The 18,608-nt window shown below is 65.0% G+C and carries 16 protein-coding genes; 11 read left to right on the top strand and 5 right to left on the bottom strand.

All coding sequences use genetic code 11. From position 1 onward, the window contains the following. Nucleotides 1-92 precede the first annotated feature (92 nt). Together gap and tkt are read right to left on the bottom strand one after the other, a co-directional pair. Nucleotides 93-1,094, bottom strand: a complete 1,002-nt coding sequence (gap, locus tag AADJ04_RS13460) for a type I glyceraldehyde-3-phosphate dehydrogenase (protein WP_044402441.1) — start codon at nucleotides 1,092-1,094, stop codon at nucleotides 93-95. A gap of 91 nt (nucleotides 1,095-1,185) precedes the next feature. Next, nucleotides 1,186-3,267 carry a transketolase gene (tkt, locus tag AADJ04_RS13455; RefSeq protein WP_341239918.1) on the bottom strand — a complete coding sequence of 694 codons (2,082 nt, stop codon included), beginning with the start codon at nucleotides 3,265-3,267 and terminating at the stop codon, nucleotides 1,186-1,188. A 131-nt stretch (nucleotides 3,268-3,398) separates the two neighbouring features. Between tkt and speD the strand changes: the two genes are divergently transcribed. Beyond that, nucleotides 3,399-3,800: an adenosylmethionine decarboxylase gene (gene speD / locus AADJ04_RS13450; RefSeq protein ID WP_066782412.1), complete on the top strand. Its 402-nt coding sequence runs from the start codon at nucleotides 3,399-3,401 to the stop codon at nucleotides 3,798-3,800. Continuing rightward, a complete protein-coding gene (locus AADJ04_RS13445) occupies nucleotides 3,797-4,570 on the top strand; it encodes a nucleotidyltransferase family protein (RefSeq protein ID WP_341239917.1) in 774 nt (257 codons plus the stop codon). The genes speD and AADJ04_RS13445 overlap by 4 nt, the downstream gene beginning before the upstream one ends. A gap of 42 nt (nucleotides 4,571-4,612) precedes the next feature. Here the strand turns inward: AADJ04_RS13445 and AADJ04_RS13440 are convergent, their stop codons facing one another. After that, nucleotides 4,613-5,350, bottom strand: a complete 738-nt coding sequence (locus tag AADJ04_RS13440; protein ID WP_142082920.1) for a hypothetical protein — start codon at nucleotides 5,348-5,350, stop codon at nucleotides 4,613-4,615. Nucleotides 5,351-5,476: 126 nt separating this feature from the next. Between AADJ04_RS13440 and AADJ04_RS13435 the strand changes: the two genes are divergently transcribed. Genes AADJ04_RS13435 through pyk form a run of 3 tightly spaced genes read left to right on the top strand, consistent with a single transcriptional unit; the run spans nucleotide 5,477 to nucleotide 8,896 of the window. Continuing rightward, nucleotides 5,477-6,868 carry an aminopeptidase P N-terminal domain-containing protein gene (locus AADJ04_RS13435; protein WP_341239916.1) on the top strand — a complete coding sequence of 464 codons (1,392 nt, stop codon included), beginning with the start codon at nucleotides 5,477-5,479 and terminating at the stop codon, nucleotides 6,866-6,868. Nucleotides 6,869-6,882: 14 nt separating this feature from the next. Beyond that, on the top strand, nucleotides 6,883-7,419 hold the full coding sequence (locus AADJ04_RS13430) for a hypothetical protein (protein ID WP_341239915.1): 537 nt from the start codon (nucleotides 6,883-6,885) through the stop codon (nucleotides 7,417-7,419). A gap of 40 nt (nucleotides 7,420-7,459) precedes the next feature. Then, the gene (gene pyk / locus AADJ04_RS13425; RefSeq protein ID WP_044399030.1) at nucleotides 7,460-8,896 is read left to right on the top strand and encodes a pyruvate kinase; all 1,437 of its coding nucleotides are present in this window, start codon (nucleotides 7,460-7,462) and stop codon (nucleotides 8,894-8,896) included. A 21-nt stretch (nucleotides 8,897-8,917) separates the two neighbouring features. Here pyk and AADJ04_RS13420 read toward each other — a convergent pair whose 3' ends face one another. Further along, a complete protein-coding gene (locus AADJ04_RS13420; RefSeq protein ID WP_341239914.1) occupies nucleotides 8,918-9,658 on the bottom strand; it encodes a phosphatase PAP2 family protein in 741 nt (246 codons plus the stop codon). 84 nt (nucleotides 9,659-9,742) lie between these two features. Between AADJ04_RS13420 and AADJ04_RS13415 the strand changes: the two genes are divergently transcribed. From AADJ04_RS13415 to fba, 3 genes are all read left to right on the top strand, one after another. Further along, nucleotides 9,743-10,444 (top strand): response regulator transcription factor, encoded by a 702-nt coding sequence (locus AADJ04_RS13415; protein WP_341239913.1) that lies wholly within the window; start codon nucleotides 9,743-9,745, stop codon nucleotides 10,442-10,444. Next, on the top strand, nucleotides 10,441-11,829 hold the full coding sequence (locus AADJ04_RS13410; protein WP_341239912.1) for a histidine kinase dimerization/phospho-acceptor domain-containing protein: 1,389 nt from the start codon (nucleotides 10,441-10,443) through the stop codon (nucleotides 11,827-11,829). The genes AADJ04_RS13415 and AADJ04_RS13410 overlap by 4 nt, the downstream gene beginning before the upstream one ends. 98 nt (nucleotides 11,830-11,927) lie before the next feature. Beyond that, entirely contained in the window at nucleotides 11,928-12,992 is a 1,065-nt protein-coding gene (fba, locus tag AADJ04_RS13405) for a class II fructose-bisphosphate aldolase (RefSeq protein WP_341239911.1), read from the top strand. A 119-nt stretch (nucleotides 12,993-13,111) separates the two neighbouring features. Here fba and AADJ04_RS13400 read toward each other — a convergent pair whose 3' ends face one another. Then, nucleotides 13,112-13,336: a hypothetical protein gene (locus tag AADJ04_RS13400; RefSeq protein ID WP_341239910.1), complete on the bottom strand. Its 225-nt coding sequence runs from the start codon at nucleotides 13,334-13,336 to the stop codon at nucleotides 13,112-13,114. Between the two features lie 252 nt (nucleotides 13,337-13,588). Between AADJ04_RS13400 and AADJ04_RS13395 the strand changes: the two genes are divergently transcribed. The 3 genes from AADJ04_RS13395 to AADJ04_RS13385 all read left to right on the top strand — a co-directional run bounded on the left by AADJ04_RS13395 (nucleotide 13,589) and on the right by AADJ04_RS13385 (nucleotide 18,411). After that, nucleotides 13,589-15,193, top strand: coding sequence for a Re/Si-specific NAD(P)(+) transhydrogenase subunit alpha (locus AADJ04_RS13395; protein WP_341239909.1), 1,605 nt, complete (start codon nucleotides 13,589-13,591; stop codon nucleotides 15,191-15,193). A gap of 35 nt (nucleotides 15,194-15,228) precedes the next feature. Then, nucleotides 15,229-16,641, top strand: a complete 1,413-nt coding sequence (pntB, locus tag AADJ04_RS13390) for a Re/Si-specific NAD(P)(+) transhydrogenase subunit beta (protein ID WP_341239908.1) — start codon at nucleotides 15,229-15,231, stop codon at nucleotides 16,639-16,641. Between the two features lie 90 nt (nucleotides 16,642-16,731). Further along, nucleotides 16,732-18,411: a long-chain-fatty-acid--CoA ligase gene (locus tag AADJ04_RS13385; RefSeq protein ID WP_341239907.1), complete on the top strand. Its 1,680-nt coding sequence runs from the start codon at nucleotides 16,732-16,734 to the stop codon at nucleotides 18,409-18,411. Nucleotides 18,412-18,608 lie beyond the last annotated feature (197 nt).

The following is an 18,608-nucleotide window of genomic DNA, read 5'->3' as shown; positions in this document are numbered from 1 at the left end:
AGACCCAGTATCCCGTCAAAAAAATGCCGCTCAGACTTAACTGAGCGGCATTGGCCCCTCGGGGCGCGTTTCGCAGGTGGCTTGGGGGTGCCTTACTTGGCAGTCACCACGCGCACCATTTCCAGGCACTTGTTCGAGTAGCCCCATTCGTTGTCGTACCAGCTCACGACCTTCACGAAGGTGCCGTCCAGCGCGATGCCGGCGTCAGCGTCGAAGATCGAAGTGCGGGTGTCGCCACGGAAGTCGGTGGCCACCACCTTGTCTTCGGTGTAGCCCAGCACGCCCTTCAGGGCGCCTTCGGACTGGGCCTTCATCTCGGCCTTGATCTCGTCGTAGGTGGCAGCCTTGTCCAGCTCCACCGTCAGATCCACCACGGATACGTCGGAGGTGGGCACGCGGAAGGACATGCCGGTCAGCTTCTTGTTCAGCGCAGGAATCACCACGCCCACGGCCTTGGCAGCGCCAGTGCTGGAAGGGATGATGTTTTCCAGAATGCCGCGGCCGCCGCGCCAGTCCTTGTTGGAAGGGCCGTCCACGGTCTTTTGCGTGGCAGTGGCAGCGTGCACGGTGGTCATCAGGCCGCGCTTGATGCCCCACTTGTCATTCAGCACCTTGGCCACGGGAGCCAGGCAGTTGGTGGTGCACGAGGCGTTGGAGACGATGGCCTGGCCAGCGTAGGTGTCGTGGTTCACGCCGAACACGAACATGGGTGTGTCGTCCTTGGAAGGAGCCGACAGGATGACCTTCTTGGCGCCTGCGTCGATGTGCTTCTGGGCCGAGGCCTTGTCCAGGAACAGGCCGGTGGATTCGATCACCACGTCAGCGCCGACTTCGTTCCACTTCAGGTTGGCGGGGTCGCGCTCTTGCGTCAGGCGAATCTTCTTGCCGTTGACGATGAGGGTGTTGCCTTCCACGGCCACGGTGCCCTGGAAGCGGCCGTGCACCGAGTCGTACTGCAGCATGTAAGCCAGGTAGTCGGGCTCCAGCAGGTCATTGATGCCAACGACTTCGATGTCGCTGAAGTTCTGGATGGCCGAGCGCAGCACGTTGCGGCCGATACGGCCGAAACCGTTGATACCAATCTTGATCGTCATAGCTTGTAGTCTCTCCAAGGTTGCAAAGTCGAAATCAGGAACCTGCCGCCACGCACCCGCTGGCAGCGGGGCACAGCGGGCAGGAGGAGTGTCAGCGGGCCTTCTTGGCGGGCTTCAGGCGTGCCGCGCCGATAGCGACCAGCACCGTGTCGGCCACGTTTTCTTCGGTGAAGCCGAAGTGCTTGAACAGCACGGGCGCAGGGGCCGATTCACCGTAGGTGTCGATGCCCACCACGGCGGCGCAGCCGTATTTCCACCAGCCGTCGGTCACGCCCATTTCCACGGCCACGCGGGGCACGCCAGCGGGCAGCACGCTGCTTTTGTACTTGGCGTCTTCGCGGTCAAACGTGGTGGTGCTGGGCATGGAGACCACGCGCACGGCGATCTTCTTGTCGGCCAGCAGGCGCTGCGCCTTCAGGGCCAGTTGCACTTCAGAGCCGGTGGCAATGATCACGGCCTGGGGCTTCTTCTTGATGCCCACGTCAGCGGGCTCGGAAAGCACATACGCGCCACGGCTGATGTCGCCCAGCACGCGCTTGGGCGCTGCGGCCGAGAGGTGTTGCAGGTTCTGGCGCGACAGGGCCAGCGCGGTGGGCTTGGTGCGGTTGGAAAGGGCCACGCTCCAGGCCACGGCGGTTTCCACCGTGTCGGCAGGGCGCCACACGTCCAGGTTGGGGATCAGGCGCAGGCTGGCCACGTGCTCGATGGACTGGTGCGTGGGGCCGTCTTCGCCCAGGCCGATGGAGTCGTGCGTGAACACATGGATCACGCGCTGCTTCATCAGCGCGGCCATGCGGATGGCGTTGCGGCTGTAGTCGCTGAACGTGAGGAAGGTGCCGCCGTAGGGGATGAAGCCACCGTGCAGGGCCACGCCGTTCATGATGGCGGCCATGCCGAACTCGCGCACGCCGTAGTTGATGTGGCGGCCGCCAACACCAGCTTCGTTCTTGACCACGGCGCCCGCTGCGTCAAAGCGCAGGTTGGGCGTGCTCTTGGTGTTGGTGAGGTTGGAGCCGGTCAGGTCGGCGCTGCCGCCCAGCAGCTCGGGCAGGGCGGCGGTGAAGGCTTCCAGCGCCAGTTGGCTGGCCTTGCGGCTGGCCACGGTCTCGCCCTTGGTATGCGCGGCCACCACAGTGTCCACGGCCACTTGGGCAAACTGGGCAGGCAGGTCGCCCTTCATGCGGCGGGTGAATTCGGCAGCCAACTCGGGGAAAGCCTTGCTGTAGGCAGCAAAGCGGTCGTTCCAGGCGGCTTCGGCCTTCTGGCCGCTGGCCTTGGCGTCCCAGCCGGCGTACACGTCTTCAGGAATCACGAAGGGCTCTGCGGTCCAGCCCAGGGTTTCGCGGGTCAGCTTGATTTCTTCGGCACCCAGGGGCTCGCCGTGGGCCTTGGAGGTGTTGGCACGGTTGGGGCTGCCCTTGCCGATGTGGGTCTTGCAGATGATGAGCGAGGGGCGCTCGGTCTGCTTCTTGGCTTCGGCAATGGCGTCTGCCACCTTGTCGGCGTCGTGGCCGTCAATGGGGCCAATCACGTTCCAGCCGGCAGACACAAAGCGCAGGGCGGTGTTGTCGGCAAACCAGGGGGCCACCTGGCCGTCGATGGAGATGCCGTTGTCGTCGTACAGGGCGATCAGCTTGTTCAGCTTCCAGGCGCCTGCCAGCGAAATCGCTTCCTGGCTGATGCCTTCCATCAGGCAGCCGTCGCCCAGGAAGGCGTAGGTGTTGTGGTCAACGATGGCATGGCCGTCGCGGTTGAACTCGGCAGCCAGCAGCTTTTCGGCCAGCGCAAAGCCCACGGCGTTGGTGATGCCCTGGCCCAGCGGGCCGGTGGTGGTTTCCACGCCGGGGGTGACGCCCACTTCGGGGTGGCCCGCGGTCTTGCTGTGCAGCTGGCGGAAGTTCTTCAGCTCGCTCATGGGCAGGTCGTAGCCCGTGAGGTGCAGCAGCGAGTAGATCAGCATCGAGCCGTGGCCGTTGCTCAGCACGAAACGGTCGCGGTCAAACCACTGGGGGTTGGTGGGGTTGTGCTTGAGGTGGCGAGCCCACAGGCCCACGGCCATGTCGGCCATGCCCATGGGCGCGCCGGGGTGGCCGGAGTTGGCTTGTTGAACGGCGTCCATGGCCAATGCGCGGATCGCATTGGCCATTTGTTGGGATTGCTGGGTGTTGGCCATGGGTTGTGGGGGTGCTGGTGGGTGGGGATCAGGGAAACCGCTTATTTTACCGGGGCCGCAGTGGGCACTTCGCCCGGCACGCGGCGGCAGCATGGCAGGCCCCAGCGGGTGATGCACTACATTGCATGCCCATGCATGGATTGCACCTCACTGCCGACCTCCACGGATGCCGCTGCGCGCCGCATTGGCTCACCGATGCCGATGCCTTGGGCCGCGCCTGCCTGGATGCCGTGGCCGCCAGTGGCCTGCAGGCGGTGGGGCAGGTTTTTCACACCTTTCCTGCCACGGCCCACGGGCCCGGCGGCGTGACGGCCACGGTGCTGCTGGCCGAGTCGCACCTGTGCGTGCACACCTGGCCCGAGCAGGCCGCCGTCACGCTGGATGTGTATGTGTGCAACTTTGGCGCCGACCACAGCGCCAAAGCCCATGCCCTGATGAATGCCCTGCTGGCGCTGCTGGAGGCCACCACCGTGCAGCGCCACGCTTTGCAACGGGGCGAACTGCGCCCGGTGCCCGAAAGCCTTGTTCCATGAGTTCGACCCTTACCGCAGCCCCTGTTCACCAGGTGCCCGCCATGCTGCTGGCCGCTGGCCGTGGGGAGCGCATGCGCCCCCTGACCGACACCTGCCCCAAGCCGCTGCTGGAGGTGCAGGGCCTGCCGCTGCTGCAGTGGCATTTGCAGGCGCTGGCGCAGGCGGGGGTGGACCGGGCGGTGATCAACACAGCCTGGCTGGGGGAGCAAATCAGCGAGCGGTTTTCAAGCCATTTTGGCCTGCAGGGCGCACCAGATAAGCGCCACCAGCTATCGATTTCATACTCGCACGAGGGCGTGGACTTTGGCGGGGCGCTGGAAACCGCAGGCGGCATTGCCCGCGCGCTGCCGCAGCTGGGGCCGGTGTTCTGGCTGGCCGCAGGCGATGTGTTTGCGCCCGATTTCGTGTTCGATGCCCAGGCCGTGCAGGCCTTCGAGGCCAGCGGCCACCTCGCCCACCTGTGGCTGGTGCCCAACCCCGCCCACAACCCGCGCGGTGACTTTGGGCTCTCGGCCACCGGCCTGGCGCTGAACCTGCCGGCCGACGACCCCGCGCCGCGCTACACCTACAGCACCATCGCGCTGCTGCGCGCCGAGTTGTTGGCTTCCCCCTGGTGCGATATTCCGCCGGGCAACCCGGCAGGCATGGCCGTCCCGCTGGCCCCCTTGCTGCGCCGCGCCATGGACCAGGGGCGCGTGGGGGCTTCCATTTACACCGGGCGATGGACGGACGTGGGCACGCCCGAGCGCCTGGCCGAACTCAACCGCTGAACGGGCACGCTGCCGGCGCCCGGCGTTGCCAACCGTGTAGGGTCATGGCGTGGCAGTGGCTTGGGCGGCGTTGTAGGCTGCTTGCACGGTCACAGGGCCGTTTTCGCAACCGCGAAACAGCCACTGGCTGGGCGCAAAACGGGCGTCCGGGCCATCTGGCGGCGGCTTGCCCACTTCGGCTTGCAGGTCGTAGGGGATGTGCGGCACCTGGAACAGGGCGATCTGGCCCTTGCGGCACTGCAGCGTGGGCATGACCTTGTTGGGCACCCAGGTCTGTGTGGCCGTGTCATAGCGGTGCACCGGCCCGATGCGCTGGTTGTCGGCCAGCTCCACCCGCATGGGCACCACCTGCAAGGCGGTCGCCAGCACGCCAGCCACCTCCACCGGCTGTGCAAAACGAACGGCGTCCAGGCCATGCAGGGCCAGGGGGCGGTGGGGTTCGCCCCGGTCAAAGGGGTCTGTGCGGTTGATGAAGCTGCCTGCAGGGATGAGCAGTTCGCCATATTGGAAATCCTGGGGCAGCACGAAGCGTTCGCGGCTGGCGCGTACGGCAGCGCTGTCTTGCCAGGTCTGCTTTTCCGTGTGGGACAGGTAGGCGCGCACGCCCAGCCACACATCGCACAGGCCTGCCACCACGATGAGCGCCACCAGGGCCTCGCGGGTCAGCAGCCACTTCTGGGGCACATCCACCCAGCGGTAGTAAACGCCGTAGATCAGCAGGGCGGCCGTGAGCACCACCCCGAGCGCGGGCACGAAAGTTGACAGAAAAAAGTTCAGCATGAATGCGTATCGATGGAAAGAGGCGTTGCGGCGCTAGGCAGCGGAGGGCCTTCAACCGCTGGACCAATGGGCGCAGATTCTCTGTGACATATCGGGGGCAGCGCCAGTTGGGCTCAAAATGTATACATGAATGCAACGCAATCCATCTACGCCCAGCGCCGCGCCCGCCTCGCTTCGATGCTGGGCGCCGGCGGCATCGCCATCATCCCCACCGCGCCTGAACGCCCGCGCAACCGCGACACGGACTTCATCTACCGGCACGACAGCTACTTCTACTACCTGACCGGCTTTGCCGAGCCTGGTGCAGTGCTGGTGCTCACGGCCGAGGGGCACAGCACGCTGTTTTGCCAGCCCAAGGATCTGGAGCGCGAAATCTGGGACGGCTACCGCCTGGGCCCCGCCGCCGCGCCCGAAGCGCTGGGGGTGAATGCTGCGCAGTCCTCTGCGGTGCTGGATGCCCAACTGCCCCGCCTGCTGGAAAACCGCAGCTGCGTCTGGTACCCCTTCGCCACGCACACGGGCCTGGCGGCGCGGGTGGAGGGCTGGCTCAACGCCGTGCGCGCCCGCGTGCGTTACGGAGCGATGTGCCCAGCGCAACAAAGCGATGTGTGCACCTTGCTCGACGAGATGCGCCTCATCAAGGACGCGCATGAGCTGGACATCATGCGCCGCGCCAGCCAGATCAGCGCCCAGGCCCATATCCGCGCGATGCAGCGGTCTGCCCGCATGTTGCGTGCCGGGCAGGATGTGCGTGAATACCACCTCGATGCCGAGTTGCTGCACGCCTTCCGCGAAGGCGGCTCGCAATACCCCGCCTATGGCTCCATCGTCGCAGCAGGCGCCAATGCGTGCGTACTCCACTACCGGGCCGATGCCGCGCCGGTGCGCGATGGGGAGCTGGTGCTGATTGACGCAGGCTGCGAGCTGGACGGCTACGCCAGCGACATCACCCGCACCTTCCCGGCCAATGGCAAGTTCACCGCCCCGCAGCGCGCGCTGTACGACCTGGTGCTGGCCAGCCAGGACGCCGCCGTCGCAGCCACCAAGGCCGGTGCGCGCTTCAACGACCCGCACGACGCCACGGTGGCCGTGCTGGCGCAGGGCCTGCTCGACCTGGGGCTGCTGGACAAGAACAAGGTGGGCACCGCCCAGGACGTGATCGAAAAACGTGCCTACTTCCAGTTCTACATGCACCGCACCGGCCACTGGCTGGGCATGGATGTGCACGACTGCGGCAGCTACGTGGAGCCAGGCGAGGTGGGCCAGGCCAGCGAACGCAAGGACCCGCTCTCGGGCGAGACCATCACCAACCGCCCCAGCCGCGTGCTGCGCCCCGGCATGGTGCTGACCATCGAGCCTGGGCTGTACGTGCGCCCCGCCGAGGGCGTGCCGGAGCAGTTCTGGAACATTGGCATCCGCATCGAGGACGATGCCGTGGTGACCGAGGCCGGTTGTGAGCTGATCACACGCGATGTGCCCGTGGAAGCCGATGCCATCGAAGCCTTGATGCGCGGCTGAGCGAGGGCCAAACCATGGCTGTGGACAAGCCCGCCGGTGCTGATACGGCACATGCTCCGGCGCAGCCCGGCAAGTGGCGGCTGGGCGGTGCTTTGTGGCTGCTGGGCATGCCCGGGGTGGTGGCGGTGGTCTGGGCGCTGCTGCCCACCCTGAAGGTCAACGAAGCCCTGTTGCCCCTGCCGCTGGAGGCTGTGCTCTTGCTCAGTGGCTTGCAGACGGCGGTGCTTCTGGCGCTGGCTGTGGCGCTGGGGGTGTGGCTGGCGCCCCGCGTCGGGTTGCGGGCGCCCGCTGTGTTTTCCTGGGTGGCAGGCCAGCCTGCAGGGCCTGCGCTGCGGGCCCAACTCGTGCCCGGACTCTGTGGCGGTGTCGCGGGTGCCGCATGGCTGTGGCTCCTGTCCCGGCTGGCGCCTGCGGCGCTCCAGCCCTCCGACCCCGCCAATGCCATGCCACTGGCGGTCAAGCTGCTGTATGGCGGCATCACCGAAGAGCTGCTGATGCGCTGGGGCGTGTCAGGGTTTTCTGGTAACGGGTATGTAACCGGTTTCGTGTGAAAATTGAAACCCGATTACATCTACACGAAAGAGACTCGCCATGGCCACTCGCCGCGCCACCAAGATCGTTGCCACCCTGGGTCCTGCTTCAAGCGACCCGCAACTGCTCGAGGCGATGATCCGAGCGGGTGTCAACGTGGTGCGGCTGAACTTCAGCCATGGCAAAGCGCAAGACCATATCGATCGCGCCGCCACGGTGCGCGCTGCCGCCCAGCGTGCCGGGCGCGAAGTGGCCATCATGGCCGACCTGCAGGGCCCCAAGATCCGTGTGGGCAAGTTTGCCGACGGCAAGGTGTTTCTGGAACCCGGTGCCAAGTTCGTGCTGGACGCTTCGCGCACCGAGCCAGGCGACATCAACGGCGTGGGCCTGGACTACAAGGAGCTGCCCCGCGACGTGAAGGCAGCCGACCTGCTGCTGCTCAACGACGGCCTGATCGTGCTCACGGTGGATGCGGTGCGCGGCGAAGAAGTGCACACCACCGTCAAGCTGGGCGGCGAGCTGTCCAACAACAAGGGCATCAACAAGCAGGGTGGTGGGCTCACGGCTCCCGCCCTCACGGCCAAGGACATGGAAGACATCCGCACGGCCATGAGCTTTCAGGCCGACTACGTGGCGGTGAGCTTTCCCAAGAACGCGACCGACATGGAAATGGCTCGCCAGCTGTGCAATGTGGCCGCTGCCGAATACCGCCACAAGCCGGGCCTGATCGCCAAGATCGAGCGCGCTGAGGCCATTCCGCACCTGGAGGCCATCTTGCGCGCCAGCGACGGCATCATGGTGGCGCGTGGCGACCTGGCCGTGGAAGTGGGCAATGCGGCGGTGCCCGCGCTGCAAAAGAAGATGATCCGCATGGCGCGCGACATGGACAAGGTGGTCATCACTGCCACGCAGATGATGGAGAGCATGATCACCAACCCCGTGCCCACCCGCGCCGAGGTGAGCGACGTGGCCAACGCCGTGCTGGACGGCACCGACGCAGTGATGCTGAGCGCCGAAACAGCCGCCGGGCGCTATCCGCTCGAAACCGTGGAAGAGATGGCCAAGATTTGCGCCGCCGCTGAGGCTGCCGAAGACCACCAGCTTGATGCCGATTTCACGGGCCAAACCTTCCGCCGCATTGACCAGTCCATCGCCATGGGCGCCTTGTTCACGGCCCACCACCTGGGCGCTAAGGCCATCGTGGCGATGACTGACAGCGGCGCCACGGCCCTGTGGATGAGCCGCCACCGCATCCACATTCCCATTTACGCCCTCACCCCCAAGGTGGCGACGCAGCGCAAGATGGCGATGTACCGCAACGTGCGCCCGCTGCTCATGGACACCAGCGCGGACCGTGACACGGCGCTGGAGCAGGCCGAAGGCCATTTGAAGAGCCGCAACATCGTGCAAAAGGGCGACGTGTACGCCATCACCTGCGGCGAGCCCATGGGGGCGCCGGGCGGCACCAACATGCTCAAGATCTGCGTGGCCAGTTAAAAACCGGGGCTTCGGCCCCGGTCAATCTCCCACGGGTGCGGGGGTAGAGTGCAAAAAGGCCGCAATGCGGGGGCGCAGGGCCACGGCGGCCAAGTCCACCAGCCAGCCGGTGGTCCAGCACAGCCAGCCGGTCCACAGGGTGTGGCTCATGAAGTGCGCACCGCGCACCTGCTGCGAGCCACCCAGCACCAAGCCCATGAGCACCGCGCCCGCTAGCCACCACCGTGCCGCAACGGGTTGCTTGCGGCGCAGCGCAAAGTAGCCCCCCACAAACGCAAAACCTGCCGAGGCATGGCCGCCGGGGAAGCAGCGGCCGCCCCCGCCATCGATCACGCCCAGCGCCCAGTGCGAGGCGTAGCGCGCGACACCGCCGAACTCCGCCAGATCCCAGGGGCAGCTGGTGTTGCTCAGGTTTTTGATGACGCTCACCACCGCCAGGCCCAGCAAGGCGCTGAGGGCCATCTGCAGGCGCTCACTGGCGTCCAGGCGGCGAAGAATCCCCAGGGGCCACCACACGCTCAGCGCCAATGCCAGCACCACCAGCCACCCGATGCGGCGCGCGCCTTCGTGCATCACTTGCACAAAAAACCAGTGCTCGCGCAAAGGGAAGCCCGAGGGGGTTCCAAAGGCGTTTGCCCAGGCCAGATCCTGCCCTCCTGCATCCCAGGCCACCACCGCTGCCAGGAGAAGCAAGGTGACCGCCAGGGTGTGGCGTTGCGAAATGGACTGCGGTCGTGCGCCCGAAAGAGAGGATTGCTGCATACCCGCGACGTTAAAAGGTGGCACTTAACCCGGTCTTAATGGACGCGAAGCGGACTTGCTGCGGCTTGCGGTGACAATCCGGCCATGCGAATCTTGGTGATTGAAGACGATGCAGGCATCGCCGCAGGCCTGCGCACCACGTTGCAGCAACGCGGCTATGCCGTGGATGTGTGTGGTGACGTGGCCAGTGCTTGGAGCGCTTTGCGCACCGAGCGGTTTGACGCCGTGCTGCTGGACTTGGGTTTGCCTGACGCTGACGGCAGCGTTCTGTTGCAGCGCTTGCGGTCGGCGCCAGCCACGGTAGGCGCCTTGGGTGCAGCCTTGCCCAACCCGGCTACACCGGTGCTCATCGTGACCGCCCGCGACCAGGTGCAGCAACGCATTGCGGGGCTGGACATGGGCGCCGACGACTACGTGGCCAAGCCCTTTGACATCGACGAGCTGGATGCCCGGCTGCGCGCGCTACTGCGCCGCTCGGCGGGCCGTGCGGCGCCCACCATCCGCCATGGGGGCATCGAGCTGGACCCGGCAGCACGCACCGTTCGGCTGCATGGGCAGTTGGTGGACATGTCGCCGCGCGAGTTTTCTGTGCTGCGGGTGTTGCTGGAGGCGCGTGGGCATGTGCTGTCGCGCCAGCAGATTGAGGAGCGTTTGTACAGCTGGGACGCCGCCATTGAGAGCAATGCCGTGGAAGTGCACATCCACCACCTGCGGCGCAAGCTGGGCAGCGGCAGCATTCTCACCATGCGCGGCGTGGGCTATTTCATTCCACAGGAGGCAGCGTGACCGCTCCGGCTGCCGTCCCGTCAGCGCGCCGCGCTTCGCTGACGCAGCACCTGTTGCTGTGGTCGCTGGGGGCGCTGGTGGCGGTGTGGGGCAGTTTCGTGTTCATGGGGTACCAGACCGGTGTGCACGAGGCCGATGAGCTGACCGACGGACATTTGGCCAGCGTCGCGTCACTGCTGCTGAATTTGCGGGCGTTCGAGTCTGTCGAGGGGGTGCATGCCACCCAGCGGGCACCACTGCCCGGCTTGAAGGCACACGACTACCAGCAATCCTTGAGCGTGGTGCAGTGGAGCGCAGAAGGCCGCGTGGTGGCGGCCAGCGGTTCGGCGCCGTTGCCAACGTTTGACGAGACAGAAGGGTTTGCTGATCTGAACTTGGGCGCCCCGCCGGTGGCCTGGCGCAGTTTTTCGCAGTGGAATGCCGATCGCAGTCGCAAAATCATGGTGCTGGTGGCCGTGCGCGAGCGGGACGAGTTGGCCCAGGACATTGCCGAGCAAATGATCGAGTCTGGCCTGTGGCTGCTGCCGGTGGTGGCGTTGGCCCTGGGGTTGGCTTTGCGCCGGGGGCTCAAGACGCTGTACGCCCTGTCAGACGATGTGGCTGCGCTGGACCCCGCGGCAGACCAGCGTCTGGCCTCTCAGAACGCTTGGAAGGAATTCGAGTCGGTCGAGGCTTCCATCAATACCTTGCTGGACCGCCAGCAGGCGGCCATGGCCCGGGAACGTCGGCTGGCCAACGAAGTGGCGCACGAGCTGCGCACGCCGCTGTCGTCCATTGCGCTGCAGGCCAGTGCGCTGGGGGGCGAGCTGGCGCCCGAGGCCCAGGCGCAAGCGCTGGACCGCATTCGCCAGGACGCCCTGCGTGCGGGGCATGTGCTCAACCAGCTGCTGGCGTTGGCGCGCGCCAGCCGTGCCGAACTGGACGGCGCCACGGCCAGTGTGGACCTGGCCGCCCTGGCGCGCAACGCGTGTGCCGAATACGCCCAGGCCGCTTGGCAGCGGGGCGATGAGCTGGAGGTCAGCGCGCCAGACGCGCTCTTGGTGCGAGGCCATCCGGTGCTGCTGGATTTGTTGCTGCGCAACCTGATTGAAAACGCCCTCAAGCACACCCCTGCGCGCACCCGCATTGCCGTGCAGATGGGCGAGGGCGGTGGGGAGCACGGTGCCTGGCTGCAGGTGTGCGATGACGGCGCGCGCGTGGTGGCTGCGGGCGATGTGGTGGCCGCAGCGCCTGTGCCGGTGGACAGCCTGCATCTGGGCCATGAAATTGTGGCGCGGGTGGCGCAGGTGCACCGGGCCCGTTTTGGCAAGGCCCCGGCACCTGCGCCATTCACCACCTGCTACCGTCTGGATTTCGCACGAGAGTCCCTGCTCACAGCCGGGTAAAATCGCGGAGTTACCAAGCGGTTACCAACCGCTGCTTGAAAAATTGCCTGGCCCCGGTGGCCGCGGCGCTCCTACCACCCTCAACGGACCCAACGACTATGCCTCTCGTCTCCATGCGCGAATTGCTCGACCATGCCGCTATCAACGGCTATGGCATCCCCGCTTTCAACGTGAACAACCTGGAGCAGGTGCAAGCCGTGATGGCCGCCGCAGACGAAGTGGGCGCACCCGTCATCCTGCAAGCCAGCGCTGGCGCCCGCAAGTACGCTGGTGAGCCGTTCATCAAGCACCTCATCCAGGCTGCGGTCGAAGCCTTCCCCCACATTCCGCTGGTGATGCACCAAGACCACGGCACCTCGCCCAAGGTCTGCCAGGGCGCCATCGATCTGGGCTTCGGCTCGGTGATGATGGACGGCTCGCTCAAGGAAGACGGCAAAACGCCTTCGTCTTTTGACTACAACGTTGATGTCACCCGCAAGGTGGTGGACATGGCCCACAAGGTGGGCGTGACGGTAGAAGGCGAGCTGGGTTGCCTGGGCAACCTCGAAACCGGTGATGCCGGTGAGGAAGACGGCATTGGCGCTGAGGGCAAGCTCGACCACAGCCAGATGCTGACCGACCCCGAGGAGGCTGCCCAGTTCGTGAAGGCCACCCAGTTGGACGCGCTGGCGATTGCCATTGGTACCAGCCATGGCGCTTACAAGTTCAGCCGCCCGCCCACAGGCGACATCTTGGCCATCAGCCGCGTCAAGGAAATCCACGCCCGCATCCCCAACACCCACCTGGTGATGCACGGATCGTCTTCTGTGCCGCAAGAGCTGCTGGCCATCATCAACCAGTACGGCGGCAAGATGAAGGAAACCTACGGCGTGCCCGTGGCCGAGATCCAGGAAGCCATCAAGCACGGTGTGCGCAAGATCAACATCGACACCGACATCCGCCTGGCCATGACTGGCGCGGTGCGCAAGTTCCTGTTCGAGAACCCCGACAAGTTCGACGCCCGCGAATGGCTCAAGCCCGCCCGCGAAGCGGCCAAGCAAGTGTGCAAACAGCGTTACCTGGAGTTTGGCTGCGAAGGCCAGGGTTCCAAGATCAAGGGCCTGAGCCTGCAAACCATTGCTGCACAGTACGCATCCGGCGCGCTTGCCCAAGTGGTGAACTGACCACCGCCACGCTCTGCGTTCAGCGCCCCGCCACTTGAAGTGGCGGGGCGCTTTTTTTCGTGCAGCTGCTGCGGCGAAAGCCCGTTCCCCCTCGGTCTGTCTGGAGGGTGACGCTCGCATCAGCAAAACGCGACGGTGATAAGTATTTCTTCATGTAAGCTCATGGTCGGCTTTTTCGACAGTCCGTCTGAAAGTGGGTTCGGCGGATGTTTCACCACTTGGATGGAGTGTCGGTGCGAACCATGATCACGGATGCTTTGAAAGAAACTCTGCGCTGCAGTCTGGCCAGTTATCGGATGATTGACGCCATTTCGTACAAAGTCATACCGCTTCATGTTTTCCATGGTTCTGCAGCTCTGCGGTGTTTATTTAGCGCCGGAACTCGCACCGCATCGAGGGAACATGGGTGTCCCCGTGATCAAGTGGTAATGCCCATGAACTGAACGATGGCTGACTGCTCGTGCCAGGAGAACCGTGCCGGCTGCGGCAAGGTGCATCGCCAAGTATCAAGCGCTTGACACACCTTGCTAGCGCCGGACTGCTCCCTCCCAGGCTGGTAGTCCTGAATAACGATTTCAAAACTTGAGGAGATCCCCATGGAGACAAGTCCGAAGTTACAGCCGCAGCGCATTGGCGTGCCGCGTGAAACCTTCCCTGGCGAAAAACGCGTGGCCACCGTGCCCGATGTGGTGGAGAAGCTGATCAAGCTGGGCTTTGCCGTCACCGTGGAGTCCGGGGCCGGAGATGCCGCCAATTTCAGCGACGACGCCTACCGCGCTGCGGGCGCGCAAATCGCTGGCGACGCGGCGGCTTTGTGGGCTGCGTCAGACATCGTTTTCAAGGTGCGCCCGCCCAGCAGCGAGGAAGTGGCGCTGATGCGCGAGGGCACCACCCTCATCGACTTCATCTGGCCTGCCCAGAACCCCGATCTGATGCAGCAGCTGGCCGCCAAGAAGGCCACGGTGCTGGCCATCGACTGCCTGCCCCGCACTTTGAGCCGCGCTCAGAAGATGGACGCGCTCACCTCCACCGCTGGGGTCAGTGGTTATCGCGCCGTGATCGAAGCGGCCAACGCCTTTGGCCGCTTCTTCAACGGCCAGATCACGGCGGCAGGCAAGGTGCCCCCGGCCAAGGTGTTCATTGCAGGCGCTGGTGTGGCGGGCCTTGCCGCCATTGGTACGGCCGCCAACCTGGGCGCCATCGTGCGCGCCAACGACACGCGCGCCGAGGTGGCTGACCAGGTCAAGTCGCTGGGCGGCGAGTTCGTCAAGGTGGACTACGAGGAAGAAGGCTCGGGCGGCGGCGGCTATGCCAAGGTCATGAGCGAAGGCTTCCAGGCCGCGCAGCGCAAGATGTACGCCGAGCAGGCCAAGGACGCCGACATCATCATCACCACCGCGCTGATCCCCGGCAAACCCGCGCCCAAGCTCATCACCGCTGAGATGGTGCAGAGCATGAAGCCCGGCAGCGTGATTGTGGACATGGCCGCCGAGCAGGGCGGCAACTGCGAGCTGACCGTGCCCGGCGAGGCCGTGGTGCGCCACGGCGTGACCATCATCGGCTACACCGACCTGGCCTCGCGCCTGGCCAAGCAGTCGTCCACGCTGTACGCCACCAACCTGCTGCGCCTGACCGAAGAGCTGTGCAAGGCCAAGGACGGTGTGGCGGTGGTCAACATGGAAGACGACGCGATCCGCGGCCTCACCGTGGTCAAGGACGGCGCCATCACCTGGCCTGCCCCGCCGCTCAAGCAGGCACCGGCCCCCGCGCCCAAGGCAGCGGCCCCGGTGGTTGAAAAGAAATCGGGCCATGGCCACGGCACGGGCGCGCCCATGTCCGCCAAGACGCTGACCATCGTTTTTGCCGTGCTGGCCGTCCTGTTTTGGGCCGTCGGCGCCTATGCGCCCGTGGCCTTCCTGGGGCACTTCACGGTGTTCGTGCTGGCCTGCTTTATTGGCTACATGGTGGTGTGGAACGTTACGCCCGCGCTGCACACGCCGCTGATGAGCGTGACCAACGCCATCTCCAGCATCATCGCCATCGGCGCGCTGGTGCAGATTGCGCCGCCCGATGCGGGGGTAAACGGACGGCCTGACGGGCTCATCCTGTGGCTGGCCTTTGCGGCCCTGGTGCTCACGGCCATCAACATGTTCGGCGGCTTTGCAGTCACGCGCCGCATGCTGGCCATGTTCCGCAAGTAATCCGATAACGACAAGAACAACGAGGAGCACAGAACATGTCCCAAAGTCTCGCTACCGTCGCCTACCTGGGCGCGGCCATTCTGTTCATCCTGAGCCTGGGCGGGCTCTCCAACCCCGAAACCTCGCGCCGGGGCAATCTGTTCGGCATGGTCGGCATGGCGCTGGCCGTGCTGGCCACCGTGTTTGGCCCCCGCGTCAGCCCGGCTGGCGTGGCCTGGATCATCGGTGCGCTGGTCATTGGTGGCGGCATTGGCCTGTATGCGGCCAAGGTCGTCAAGATGACGCAGATGCCCGAGCTGGTTGCGCTCATGCACAGCCTGGTGGGCCTGGCGGCCTGCCTGGTGGGGTTTGCCAGCTATGTCGATACCTCGATCCAGCTGCAGGGCGCGGAAAAGATCATCCACGAGGTGGAGATTTACGTCGGCATCCTGATCGGCGCGGTCACCTTCAGCGGCTCGCTGGTTGCCTTTGGCAAGCTCAACGGCAAGATCGGCGGCAAGCCACTACTGCTGCCCGGCCGCCACTGGCTCAACCTGGTGGCGCTGCTGGTAGTGATCTGGTTTGGCCGTGAGTTCCTGCGCGCGGAGACCATCGAGCAAGGTATGGTGCCGCTGATGGTGATGACGGCGATTGCGCTGCTGTTCGGCATCCACATGGTCATGGCCATTGGCGGGGCCGACATGCCTGTGGTGGTGTCCATGCTCAATAGTTACTCGGGCTGGGCGGCGGCGGCCACGGGCTTCATGCTCAGCAATGACCTGCTCATCGTGACCGGTGCGCTGGTAGGTTCCTCGGGTGCGATCCTGAGCTACATCATGTGCAACGCGATGAACCGCAACTTCATCAGCGTGATTGCCGGGGGCTTTGGCTCCGGTGCTGGCGCGCCCGCCAAGAAGGGAGACGCCACCGAACCGCAGGGCGAAGTGGTGCCCGTGACAGCCGCCGAGACGGCCGAGCTGCTGCGCGAGGCCAAGAGCGTGATCATCGTGCCCGGCTATGGCATGGCGGTGGCCCAGGCGCAGCACACGGTCAACGACATTGTGAAGACCTTGCGCGACAAAGGCGTGCAGGTGCGCTTTGCCATCCACCCGGTGGCAGGCCGCATGCCCGGCCACATGAACGTGCTGCTGGCCGAAGCCAAGGTGCCCTACGACATCGTGATGGAGATGGACGAGATCAACGAGGACTTCCCGGACACCGACGTGGCCATCGTCATCGGCGCCAACGACATCGTGAACCCCGCCGCGCAGGACGATCCCACCAGCCCCATCGCCGGTATGCCCGTGCTGGAGGTGTGGAAGGCCAAGACCTCCATCGTGATGAAGCGCTCGATGGCCTCGGGTTATGCCGGGGTAGACAACCCCTTGTTCTACAAGGAAAACAACCGCATGCTCTTCGGCGATGCCAAGAAAATGCTGGACGAGGTGCTCGCAGCGCTCAAAGCCTGACGGGCATAATCCGATCTCAGGAAAAGCACGGTCGTGCTGAAATTGACTGTGCTGTCCGGGCCCCAGAAAAACTTTTCAGGAGACAAATAAATGACCGACCGCCCCTGGCTGGCTGCTTACCCCCAAGGCGTTCCCGCAGACATTGACCCCACGCAGTACGCCTCTTTGGTCGCGTTGATGGATGAGGCTTTCCGCCAATACGCAGACCGCGTGGCTTACAGCTTCATGGGCAAGGACATCAGCTTTGCGCAGACCGATGCGCTCAGCCGTGCGTTTGCCGCCTACCTGCAAGGCCTGGGCCTGGTCAAGGGTGACCGCGTGGCCATCATGATGCCCAACGTGCCCCAGTACCCCGTGGTGGTGGCCGCTGTGCTGCGCGCAGGCTTTGTGGTGGTCAATGTCAACCCGCTGTACACCCCGCGCGAGCTGGAACACCAGCTCAAGGACTCCGGCTCCAAGGCCATCGTCATCATCGAGAACTTTGCCACCACGCTGCAAAGCTGCATTGCCAACACGCCCGTCAAGCATGTGGTGCTGTGCGCCATGGGCGACCAGCTGGGCTTCCTCAAGGGCATGCTGGTCAACTACGTGGTGCGCAACGTCAAGAAGCTGGTGCCTGAATACAGCCTGCCCGGCGCCGTGCGCTTCAACGACGCCATTGCCAAGGGCCAGCGCGGCACGTTCAAGCCGGTGGACATCAAGCCCGATGACATCGCGCTGCTGCAATACACCGGTGGCACCACCGGCGTGAGCAAGGGCGCCGTGCTGCTGCACCGCAACGTGATTGCCAACGTGCTGCAGGCCGAGGCCTGGAACGAGCCAGTGATGAAATCGCTGCCCGCGGGCGAGCAGCCCACCAGCATTTGCGCCCTGCCGCTGTACCACATCTTCGCCTTCACGGTGAACATGATGCTGGGCATGCGCACCGGCGGCAAAGTCATCCTCATCCCCAACCCGCGCGACCTGCCTGCGGTGCTCAAGGAGTTGTCCAAGCACACCTTCCACAGCTTCCCGGCGGTGAACACGCTGTTCAACGGCTTGGCCAACCACCCCGACTTCAACACCGTCAACTGGAAGAACCTGCGGGTTTCGGTGGGCGGTGGCATGGCGGTGCAAGGCGCCGTGGCCAAGCTCTGGCTGGAGAAGACGGGCTGCCCCATCTGCGAAGGCTATGGCCTGTCGGAGACCTCGCCCATCGTCAGCTGCAACCCCGTGACGGCCAAGGAATTCACGGGCACCATCGGTGTGCCGCTGCCCAGCACCCTCATGAAGCTGCTGGACGACGATGGCCGCGAAGTGACCACCCTGGGCCAGTCCGGCGAAATCGCCATCAAGGGCCCGCAGGTGATGGCGGGCTACTGGCAGCGCCCTGACGAAACCGCCAAGGTCATGACCGAAGACGGCTACTTCAAGTCGGGCGATGTGGGCGTGATGGATGCGCGCGGCTACTTCAAGATCGTGGACCGCAAGAAGGACATGGTGCTGGTCAGCGGCTTCAACGTTTACCCCAACGAGGTCGAAGAAGTGGTGGCCGACATGCCTGGCGTGCTGGAGTGCGCCGTGGTGGGCGTACCCGACGAGAAGACGGGCGAGGCGGTGAAGCTCGTCATCGTCAAGAAAGACCCCGCCCTCACCGAAGCCCAGGTCAAGGAATACTGCAAGGCCAACCTCACGGGCTACAAGCAGCCCAAGGTGATCGAGTTCCGCACCGAACTGCCCAAGACCCCCGTGGGCAAAATCCTGCGCCGCGAACTGCGCGACAAGAAGTGACCCGAAGGGGCACTTCTTGCGGCGAAGGCTCATGTTGCGCAGCAACGTGAAGCGCAGCGGCCGAAGCCACAAGCCCCAGCGTGCCTGTTCCACCCGAAGGGGCACTTCTTGCTGCGAAGCAACGTGAAGCGCAGCGGCCCCATCGGGGCAATGCCGCTCAGTTAAGTCTGAGCGGCATTTTTTTGACGGGATACTGG

The sequence above is a fragment of the uncultured Acidovorax sp. genome, from assembly GCF_964021665.1.
Classification (GTDB): Bacteria; Pseudomonadota; Gammaproteobacteria; order Burkholderiales; family Burkholderiaceae_C; genus Acidovorax; species Acidovorax temperans.
Note: the sequence above shows the minus strand (reverse complement) of the source record. Positions and strands in the feature narration are given on the sequence as shown.

Coding starts and splice junctions, on each gene's coding strand:
- gap (WP_044402441.1), bottom strand. CDS start 1,094: ATGACGATCAAGATTGGTATCAACGGTTTCGGCCGTATCGGCCGCAAC.
- tkt (WP_341239918.1), bottom strand. CDS start 3,267: ATGGCCAACACCCAGCAATCCCAACAAATGGCCAATGCGATCCGCGCA.
- speD (WP_066782412.1), top strand. CDS start 3,399: ATGCATGGATTGCACCTCACTGCCGACCTCCACGGATGCCGCTGCGCG.
- AADJ04_RS13445 (WP_341239917.1), top strand. CDS start 3,797: ATGAGTTCGACCCTTACCGCAGCCCCTGTTCACCAGGTGCCCGCCATG.
- AADJ04_RS13440 (WP_142082920.1), bottom strand. CDS start 5,350: ATGCTGAACTTTTTTCTGTCAACTTTCGTGCCCGCGCTCGGGGTGGTG.
- AADJ04_RS13435 (WP_341239916.1), top strand. CDS start 5,477: ATGAATGCAACGCAATCCATCTACGCCCAGCGCCGCGCCCGCCTCGCT.
- AADJ04_RS13430 (WP_341239915.1), top strand. CDS start 6,883: ATGGCTGTGGACAAGCCCGCCGGTGCTGATACGGCACATGCTCCGGCG.
- pyk (WP_044399030.1), top strand. CDS start 7,460: ATGGCCACTCGCCGCGCCACCAAGATCGTTGCCACCCTGGGTCCTGCT.
- AADJ04_RS13420 (WP_341239914.1), bottom strand. CDS start 9,658: ATGCAGCAATCCTCTCTTTCGGGCGCACGACCGCAGTCCATTTCGCAA.
- AADJ04_RS13415 (WP_341239913.1), top strand. CDS start 9,743: ATGCGAATCTTGGTGATTGAAGACGATGCAGGCATCGCCGCAGGCCTG.
- fba (WP_341239911.1), top strand. CDS start 11,928: ATGCCTCTCGTCTCCATGCGCGAATTGCTCGACCATGCCGCTATCAAC.
- AADJ04_RS13400 (WP_341239910.1), bottom strand. CDS start 13,336: ATGGAAAACATGAAGCGGTATGACTTTGTACGAAATGGCGTCAATCAT.
- AADJ04_RS13395 (WP_341239909.1), top strand. CDS start 13,589: ATGGAGACAAGTCCGAAGTTACAGCCGCAGCGCATTGGCGTGCCGCGT.
- pntB (WP_341239908.1), top strand. CDS start 15,229: ATGTCCCAAAGTCTCGCTACCGTCGCCTACCTGGGCGCGGCCATTCTG.
- AADJ04_RS13385 (WP_341239907.1), top strand. CDS start 16,732: ATGACCGACCGCCCCTGGCTGGCTGCTTACCCCCAAGGCGTTCCCGCA.